Annotated in this window: 7 protein-coding genes; 2 read left to right on the forward strand and 5 right to left on the reverse strand. The window is 54.0% G+C overall.

Annotation, left to right across the window (positions count from 1 at the left end):
• The first annotated feature begins 65 nt into the window (after positions 1-65).
• Complete coding sequence (locus HMPREF2129_RS10065; protein WP_034666242.1) at positions 66-1145, forward strand: glutathione S-transferase C-terminal domain-containing protein; 1080 nt, start codon at positions 66-68, stop codon at positions 1143-1145.
• Between the two features lie 84 nt (positions 1146-1229).
• Here HMPREF2129_RS10065 and HMPREF2129_RS10070 read toward each other — a convergent pair whose 3' ends face one another.
• The 3 genes from HMPREF2129_RS10070 to HMPREF2129_RS10080 are packed head-to-tail and all read right to left on the reverse strand — an operon-like array spanning position 1230 to position 7191.
• Positions 1230-4475 (reverse strand): type I restriction endonuclease subunit R, encoded by a 3246-nt coding sequence (locus HMPREF2129_RS10070; RefSeq protein ID WP_052093124.1) that lies wholly within the window; start codon positions 4473-4475, stop codon positions 1230-1232.
• Positions 4476-4481: 6 nt separating this feature from the next.
• A complete protein-coding gene (locus tag HMPREF2129_RS10075) occupies positions 4482-5603 on the reverse strand; it encodes a restriction endonuclease subunit S (protein ID WP_084576808.1) in 1122 nt (373 codons plus the stop codon).
• Positions 5596-7191, reverse strand: coding sequence for a type I restriction-modification system subunit M (locus HMPREF2129_RS10080; RefSeq protein ID WP_034666244.1), 1596 nt, complete (start codon positions 7189-7191; stop codon positions 5596-5598). Before HMPREF2129_RS10080 ends, HMPREF2129_RS10075 begins: the two co-directional genes overlap by 8 nt.
• A 292-nt stretch (positions 7192-7483) precedes the next feature.
• Here HMPREF2129_RS10080 and HMPREF2129_RS10085 point away from each other — a divergent pair, with 292 nt between their 5' ends.
• Positions 7484-8536: a hypothetical protein gene (locus HMPREF2129_RS10085; RefSeq protein ID WP_034666245.1), complete on the forward strand. Its 1053-nt coding sequence runs from the start codon at positions 7484-7486 to the stop codon at positions 8534-8536.
• Here the strand turns inward: HMPREF2129_RS10085 and HMPREF2129_RS10090 are convergent.
• Both HMPREF2129_RS10090 and HMPREF2129_RS10095 read right to left on the reverse strand, forming a co-directional pair.
• Positions 8533-8910, reverse strand: a complete 378-nt coding sequence (locus HMPREF2129_RS10090; RefSeq protein ID WP_034666247.1) for a hypothetical protein — start codon at positions 8908-8910, stop codon at positions 8533-8535. The two genes, HMPREF2129_RS10085 and HMPREF2129_RS10090, sit on opposite strands and share 4 nt — an antisense overlap.
• Positions 8911-9182: 272 nt before the next feature.
• On the reverse strand, positions 9183-9446 hold a 264-nt coding region (locus tag HMPREF2129_RS10095; RefSeq protein ID WP_034666253.1), incomplete at its 5' end, for an integrase core domain-containing protein.

Here is a 9446-nt window from a genome sequence, read left to right on the forward strand (position 1 = left end):
GCACGTAGCGCCGAGCCTGTATAGTTGACGTGTCACAAACTTTTCAGGCGACAAGGGAGGACACGATGACTACAGACGCGAAGAAGGATTGGGCTGGCGATGCCCAGAATGCGTCAAAGGACGGTGAGTTCAAGCGGGACACGAACTACATCGGCGACCGCATTGTCTCATCGGCTACCGCCGACGGGGGTCCGCTCTGGCCCGCGCAACCGCACCGCTACCGTCTCATCGCAGCACGTGCCTGCCCGTGGGCGCACCGCGCTGTCATCGTTCGGCGTTTGATGGGGCTGGAAGATGTGATCTCACTCGGCCTGGCAGGCCCGACCCATGACAAGCGTTCCTGGACTTTCGACCTAGATCCGGGCGGCGTCGATCCCGTACTGCAGATCCCCCGCCTGCAGGATGCGTACTTCGCACGCTTCCCCGACTACCCGCGCGGCATCACCGTGCCGGCAATCGTGGAAGAAGCAAGCGGCAAGGTAGTGACGAACGATTACAACTCCATGGTCCGCGACTTTCAAACCGAGTGGACGGACTACCACCGCCCCGGCGCGCCGAACCTGCTGCCACCGGAAGAGCAGCGCGAAGAGGCAGAGGAAATCAATGACTTCCTCTTCCGCAAGTTCAACAACGGCGTGTATCGCGCCGGGTTCTCCGCCTCCCAAGACGCCTACGAAGAAGCCTATGCCGATGTGTTTGAGGTCCTCGACTGGTTGGAGGAGCGCCTAGCCAACCACCGCTTCATCATGGGTGAACACATCACGGAGACCGACATCCGCGCCTACACCACCCTCATCCGCTTCGACGCCGTCTACCACGGTCACTTCAAAACCAACCGCAACAAGATCACCGAAATGCCCAACGTCTACGGGTACCTCCGCGAGCTGTTCCAGACCCCCGGCTTCGGCGACACCACCGACTTCACGGAGATCAAACAGCACTACTACATCGTCCACCGCGAAGTGAACCCCACCCAGATCGTCCCCGCCGGCCCCGACCTTTCCGGCCTCGCCCAACCCCACGGCCGCGACCACCTCCCGGGCTCCCCCTTCGCTAACGGCACCACCCTGCCCGGCCCACTGCCTGAGTCCGAACGGCTGAAGAACCCCACGGGCTTTCAGCGGGAGCTGTTTGGGCTGGGGTAGGCAGACCCAGCGCAAGCAGGCGATGAATGCCCGCAGCAATATTGCTTTTCGACGCTCACCGCTGCGGTCGCATTCATCGAATCCCTACAACATCGAGAAACGCTCTACGAACGCGGACAACTTCTCTCCTACCCGAGCACGAACCGCATCATGGTTGGCTTGTCGGCCGAACCTGGAGGTCGCAGGCAGCAACTTGCTCATGGCGGTTCCGGATGTGGAGACCACGCCCGCGCCAAGCGCCTCTTTCACAAACGAGTACGTGAGATCCGGCTTGAGCCTCTCCGTCTCGATGAGCTCCTTTAGCTCCTGATCACGGCGCAGCTCCATGAACTGCGCCCAACTCTGATCACTGTCGCCGGATGCCATCGCACCGTCTCCAGCGTCCATGAAATCCTCGATGAGATCCTTCTTGCCACGCCAGGTCGGGGACGAATCGAGACTGCGTCCGATGAAAGCTCGGGTTTCTTCCGCGCCAACTTCGTCGCCCTCTCCCCGCTTCGCGCGGTAGTCATCAACCAACATGACGATGTAATCCACGTTGATCTCAACTTGCTTGACCAACTCAATTTCGAAGACGAGTTGTTCATCCCCTGGCTCATCCACGCCTGTGTCATCCACAACTCGCTCGGCATCGCGCTTGGCTTTGAACTCGTCATGCAAGTCCAAGTACATCGACTTGTAGTCTTGTGATTCCCGTTCAGTGATGAGCTGTTTCTCCTTGAACTCATCAAAGGACGTCAGGATGTTCTCGAGCTTGAGAATCCCGCCGTAGAGCTTGACGAATCCAACTTGAGCCTTCTCAGACGCAATCGGCTCACCCACCGGGTAGAACTCCTTCAGGTCCTCTACTTTGCGCTTGTACTCGCGATAGAAGTCCTTGAAAGGTGCAAGGATGGCTACCTGTGCCGCGTTGTCCGCGTTACCGAATAGCTCCAGCGCCTCGTTCGTGTTCTCATCCAGGTCGCGGAAGCAAACGATGTTGCCGTAGGTCTTCACCGAGTTGAGAATGCGGTTCGTGCGTGAGTACGCCTGAATCAGACCGTGCATGCGCAAGTTCTTGTCCACGAACAAGGTATTGAGTGTGGTCGCATCAAACCCGGTCAAAAGCATGTTCACCACAATGACAAGGTCAACCTCGCGGTTCTTAATGCGCTGGGAAAGATCCTTGTAGTAGTTCTCAAAGGACTCGGGGTCATACGCGTCATAGTTGGTTGCGAACATCTCGTTATAATCCGCAACCGCGCCCGCCAAGAACTCCAGGTTGTCTACGGAGAGCTTGGTGGTATCGAAGTCTTCATCCTCAATGATGTCCACTTCACTGTTCGGATTTGATTGGGAGGAGAAGATCGTTGCCACCTTCAACCGTTGCGCCGGTGGAAGGTTCTCCTGTTGGCGGGCGAATTCCTCATAGTAGGTCCGTGCCGCCGGAATCGAGTCAGTGGCAAACAACGCGTTGAACCCGCGTACGGTCTTGTCAGACCTCGTTGCTTCAGACGCACCACGTTTGCGGACGGACTGCTCCACGTTGGTCACGACTTTGTGGATGTAGGTCTGTCCCAGGTCACGCTTCGTTTTCTGATCAAAGTGTTCCAGGATGTAGCCGGTAATCGCTTCGACCCTACCCGGCGCGAGCAACTCCGCCATGCGCTGCTCCACTGATGAATGCGGATCAGGGGCAACGGGAGCCAGTTCGTTGTATTCCACGCGGAACGGCAGGACATTCTTGTCTCGGATGGCGTCCACAATCGTGTATGAGTGGAGCAAGTCCCCGAAGGCTTGAGCAGTCGTTTGCAGGTTCGGGTTGGAACCTACCTTGTTCTGCTCAAAAATAGGGGTGCCGGTGAAGCCAAAGAAATTCGCTTTCTTGAACTTCTTCTTAATCGCCGTGTGCATGCTTCCGAACTGGGAGCGGTGGCACTCATCGAAGATGAACACAATGTGCTTGTTGTAGATCTCGCGTTTATCTTTACCGGCGATAAAGTGGCTCATCTTCTGAATCGTCGTGATCACGATTTTCGAGTCAGCTCGGGATAGGTCAATCCCTGTTGTAGATCGCCCTTCGTGTTCACGCTCCTCGATCTCCGCCAGCAATTCCTCGCGTGTGGAGAGCTGCTGGGAAAGGATGCGGGTAGACGTGTTGGAGTTCGCAGCACCCTTCTCAAAACGGTCGTACTCGCGGATCGTTTGATAATCCAGATCCTTACGGTCCACGACGAAGATCACCTTGTCCACGGACTCCATCTCGGTGGCGAGCTGGGCAGTCTTGAACGAGGTCAGTGTCTTGCCTGAGCCGGTGGTGTGCCAGATATATCCACCTGCATTAAGTTTGCCGAGATGTTTGTTCAATACCGACCGTTCGATACGGTTCAGGATGCGTTCGGACGCTGCGATTTGATACGGCCGCATGACTAGAAGCAACTCATCAACGGTGAAGATGCAGTACTTAGTCAAGACGGATAGCAGCGTGTGCTTGGACATGAAGGTCTTCGCAAAAGCGATCAGATCCATGATCGGCTTGTTGCCTGCATCGGCCCACCATGATGTGAACTCGAAGGAGTTGGAAGTCTTCCTCTTGTTTCGCCGCGGGTTAGCCTTGCCCGCAACTTCCTTCACGTGAAGGTCGCGCGTGGTGTTGGAGTAGTACTTAGTCTGCGTGCCGTTAGAGATTACGAACAGTTGGACGTACTGAAAGAGCCCTTCGTCGGCCCAGAAGGAGTCCCGCTGGTAGCGATCAATTTGGTTGAAGGCTTCGCGGATAGCCACGCCCCGGCGTTTCAGCTCAACATGCACGAGCGGCAGACCATTGACCAGAATCGTCACGTCATAGCGGTTCGAACGGTTGCCCTTATCGCTCCCCTTCGTGGCATATTGATTAATCACCTGGAGGGAATTCCGGTAGATGTTCGACTTATCAATCAACCGGATGTTCTTGGTTGTTCCGTCCTCACGGATCAAGTTTTTCTCGTGATCAACCTGAATCGTGCGGGTCTTCTCCACGATGCCCGCCGATGGGTTGGCGATCTCCCCGCGGTAGAAGGTGTCCCACTCAGAATCGGTGAACTCATACTTGTTGAGTTCTTCGAGCTTTTTGCGGAGGTTCTCCCGCATCTCCTCCGCGGAGCGAATATCGGCGTGCTCATACGCCTGGTTGGTGAGCTGCTCAATGAGCGCATCCTCCAGCGCCGCTTCCGACTGGTACCCCGTGTCACTCTTCCCATCAGCTACGTAACTCGCAACCACTGTGGACGTTTCCGTCATTGCAACCGGATCAATGTACTCATGCTGCGGCCGCGACGAAAAGGAGCGAGACGGGTTCGAGAATTGGGCCATTGCGGGTTACTCCTTCACCGGGAAATCGAGTAGTTGGTCACGGTAGTGCTCGTACTGCTTCTGCCGCAGCTCACGCTCACGCTTCAGGTTATCGATGTATTCCGTGAAGGTGTCCAGTTGGGAAGCAATTTCTTCTTGGACTTCAATCGGTGGGAGGGGAATCTTAAACCCCTTAATAATGGAGGTATTGAGATCACCGCGAGCGCCTCTTCCTTGTGCTTTCAAATCCTCATAGGAGGCAGCGAGGGCATGGAATACGAATCGATAGTCCGCCTGCTCAGGATTGATCTGCATATTGCAGCAGTGTTGATTTGTGGTCATCGGAATCTTATTGACTGCTACACGTCCAGCTGTTGCACCAGAGATAGCGACGATTACGCAATGCTCTGCAATCCAGGAGACGTTCGTTTCATCAAGAGCTGCTTGCGTAATGAGCTTTTCTGTCTCCCACACTTCACCAAAATTTACTTCCCCAGTTCTCAGCCAAGGGATGTCCCCGTCTTGGTAGTAGCGAGATTCGCCTGCTTTAGGCGTAGCTCCTGTGGAGACACGTGTTGCTAAGGACCCCACTGGCACTCGCGGAAAGCTCGCACCGCTAATTAGATCTTCACGAACTTGATTGAACTGAACAGTGCGCCCAGCAATCTCCTGTTCCAATTCGCGATCTAGCTCCACGAACTGATCGAGAATCCGCACAATCTCATCTTGAACTGCAAGAGGTGGAAGATTTATAGGGATTTTTTTCAAACGGCTTTGCGTTTGGCTGGGAACTCCACCGGCTTGATTCATCTCCTGAAGCCTTAGACCTTGCAAGTAGAAATACAAGAACTTGGGGACAATTTTACTTTCGTCAATCGTTGTAAAGTAAACGGTGTCAACGACCCAGAAAGGCTCCTCCGTAAAAAAGATGTTGCCGAGAGAACCTTTACGGGGAATCAGAACGGAGGGCTCATCGTAAATGCTTCGATCCACAAACCTCATTACGCCGCCGCTCCCGTAAACGGGAATATCGCCTGAGCCGAGCGGTTTGTGATCTTTACCGTTCCCAAACTTTACAAGCTGCCCAAGAGCTACGAGCTCCACCCCATCAGGACACAGCTCTCGAATTAGTTCATCGACTTTACTCATCAGCGTCTCCCTCGCCTTCGAGGTCAGCCACAATCTTATCGATGGATTGGCGCAGTACGTACTGGCGCGACACGATCTGCTGGAGCTCCTCATTGAGCGCTTTCACATCGATGACTTCACGCACGTACTCACGCGCGACATAAGAATTGACCGACATGTTTGAACCGTTGTCCAGCACATCCTCATTGGGAACCAACGCGGTCTCGTACTCAACTTCTTCACGGTTTTCGTAGAGTTTGAGAATTGCGTCTTGGTGTTCGGGGAAGAGTTTGTTGTTCTTGCCCACGCGCTTGAAGTGATTGGAAGCGTCCACAAACAAGATTGAGCTGTCTTCCTTGGACTTCTTCAGCACGAGAATGCAGGTGGCAATAGTGGTGCCATAGAAAAGATCGGCGGGAAGCTGGATGACTGCTTGGACGAAGTTGTTCTTGACGAGGTATTCGCGGATCTTCTTTTCCGTACCCCCGCGATACATAGCACCGGGGAATTGAACAATGGCCGCAGTTCCATCCACATCGAGGTAGGACAGCATGTGCATAGTGAATGCGAGATCCGCCTTGGACTTCGGTGCGAGCACACCAGCGGGTGAATAGCGATCATCATTAATCAGCACTGGGTTATTTGCGCCCTCCCACTCGATGGAGTACGGCGGGTTTGACACGATTGCATCGAAAGGCTCGATATCGTCGTGAAGCGGCTTGATCAGAGTGTCCCCGCGCTGAATATCAAAGAACTCGAAGCCGATATCGTGCAGGAACATGTTCATGCGAGCAAGGTTGTAGGTGGTGATGTTGATTTCTTGCCCGTAGAACCCACCAACGTTTTCCCTGCCCAAGACCTTGGCAAACTTCAACAGCAGCGAGCCAGAGCCACATGCGGGATCGTAAACTTGGCGGACTTTCTCTTTGCCAGCTGCCGCTATGCGGGCAAGAACTTCGGAGACTTCCTGAGGTGTAAAGAATTCACCACCAGACTTGCCAGCGTTAGACGCGTACATCTGCATGAGGAACTCATACGCATCGCCGAACAAGTCGATGTTGTTGTTCTCAAAGCTGCCAAGCGGCAGTGCAGCGATCGCGTCGAGAAGCTGCGCAAGCTTCTTGTTTCGTTCCGCAACTGTCGCGCCGAGCTTGGTGGAGTTGACCTGGAAATCATCGAAAAGTCCCTTTAAGTCGCTTTCGGACTCCGTGCCGACAGCACTGGATTCGATATTGCGGAAGACCTGCTCAATGGTCTCATTCAGATTCGGGTCGTTGTGAGCCTTCGCCTGGACATTCTCGAAAAGCTGCGACGGCGGGATAAAAAAGCCTTTCTCCTCGACGACCGACCTACGCGCAGGCTCTGTGTATTCATCCGAGAGGTTCGCGTAATCCAGTCCGTCTTCTTCTGCGTTGAGGTACGCGGTGAGGTTCTCAGAGACGAAGCGATAGAAGAGCATGTTGAGCACGTAGCTCTTGAAATCCCAGCCATCCACAGAACCACGAAGATCATTCGCGATCTTCCAGATCGTCTTATGCAGCTCAGCGCGTTGTTCTGAGCCGGCGGTTGCCGGTGCGTTCTCTGCTACTTCTTTTTCAATATCCGCCATAACTCGTTCTCTATTTTGTTGAGTTGTCTCTCGCCAACTCCCTGATTCTGTCACAGTCACGCGTATCTTCCCTGGAACGTGGTGGTGGGTATTTCTTGCAGCACAGAGGAGCCCCTATCAGGAGAAGCCCTGCACTGCTAGCGGGAGCTCTTGGGCCGTGAGCGAAGAACTCCTCGATACGCTCAAACGCCAGCACTACTGCTTATCCATTAAAAGCTTCTTGTCATCCTCAAAGGCCTGTAGATGCAACAATAAATACACTCCAACAGAACACGGCAACAGGAGCGAGCTAGTGGCGAAGAAGATCAACCGAGCGTTCGAACGAGTGGATCGTGAGATGTGCTGGATTTGTGAAGAGCGCAAGGCTGACTCTCAGGAGCACTCTTTTAAAAGCTCCAGGTTGAAAGCACTCTGGAAAGAAGGGGGTGAACAGCCACTTCGCACAATTGGTGCAGACGGCAAGGGCTACGAGATTCGGGGACCAAAGTCCGGTAATGCCATGTTCGGGGTGACTATGTGCTCGTACTGCAACAATGAGTTCAGCCAGCCTTTCGATAAGGCTTACGACCACTTCATTGGGTTCATCCTCGAAGACTTGGACTATTTCCGGGAGCGGCGGTACTTCATGTGGGATGAGGTATTCGATGGAACGGATTTCGATCAACGCCACCTAGCGCGTTATTACGTGAAGAACATGGGCTGTCGCATGATTGACAAGGGGGCTAAAGAGGTTCCCTTCGAAATTCGACAGTACCTGTTCAATCTCGACATGGTGCAGCCATTCACGCTCTTGCTTTACAAAGACTACGAGAACGTCCGAACGTTAGACCCGACACGCCCTCAAGAGTGGTTGCAGATGTGGGCGCACTCAGGTGGTGAATTTGAGGGGGACAAGATGCAAGCTTTCGTAGGAGCACTCCAAGACAGCTTCATTGGCGCAATATTCGAGTGGTGCGCCCCGCACCGCCGAGGGGACCAGACCCTCTGTTTCGGATTCGAATCGGGCGCATACGTTCGTGATCGACGCGAACTTCCCTACCAGGAGCTGTGGGATGATTTCGTGAGCGCATCAGAACTTACCAACATGAACCGCCTGGCTGAGCGATTTTTCTCCGCTTTCGAGAGCCTAATGAACGAAGCTGAACAGCTTGAGAAACTAACGAAAATCGTCCAACTTACAGCGCGACCTGATTCACCTATCGCCAAAAACCATGAGCAGCGTGTTGCCCAGTGGCAGGAACGAAGAGTCTTCGTGGAAAGGATGAAGGAGAAGCTGGAATTCAGGCAAGAGGATTTTGCAAGAAAAACCGGGCTTGACTTCGATTGGATAAGAAACAACACCTAGTTACCACCATTCCATCCATCACTTAGAAGCATCACTTCCCTACCGACTATGCCTCGATAGCTGGCCACAAGAACCTTGTTTTTGTTGGAACTTCCACCAACCCAGACCTTTATCGATTCTCCGTTGGGAAGGACATTGGCATAGCCGAGTACGTTCCACATCCCATCCGGCGAGATTTCCTCGATCAGCACGTCAACGAGGACTTCTCCCGAGGTGTTCTTGAAGCCTCTCTGGTGGGGGTGCTTGCAGACATTATCTCCGACCAGTCTCCGCTGCTGCCAGCGCCGGGCTTGCCGGACAATTAAAGGGGATATTCGGGTGATGATTGATAGGAACAATTCGAGGTTGGCTTGCAGAAAGTCAGGTGAAAGCATGTCCTTTTACCTCCTGAGGTTGGACGTTCGAGCTGGAGGGTTCCAACTCGGTTCGTGAACCTAAAGAGACAAACGCGTTGTCCAACGAGCCATAAGTTAAATGCACGCTGAGAACATCAACTAAACGGCGCGTAGGGACGCCCAGTGGACACGGATTTTTCGCAGTTGAGTCCCGTGCAGTGGTATATCCGTTTGCACTTTCAACTGGGCATGAAGTTCGAGGGTTTGGGGTTGCCCGCAAATGGTGGACACGTAGTGGAGCTACCTCATGGTTAGGCAGCGGTTTCTTTTTCGTTGGTGGTCTGGGTGATCTGGTGCTCGAAGTCGACGGGGCTGAGCATCCCGAGTGTGGAGTGCCGGCGTCGACGGTTGTAGACCACCTCAATCCAGCGGGCGACACCCATGCGTGCAGCATCCCGGGTAGGCCAGCGCTGCCGGTCGTAGAACTCCGTTTTCAGTGTCGACCAGAACGATTCAGCCATCGCGTTATCAAAACACACTCCGGTACGCCCGGCGGACTGGGCAATCCCCAGGCC

It is taken from the genome of Corynebacterium tuscaniense DNF00037 (assembly GCF_000759055.1).
Lineage (GTDB): Bacteria > Actinomycetota > Actinomycetes > Mycobacteriales > Mycobacteriaceae > Corynebacterium > Corynebacterium tuscaniense.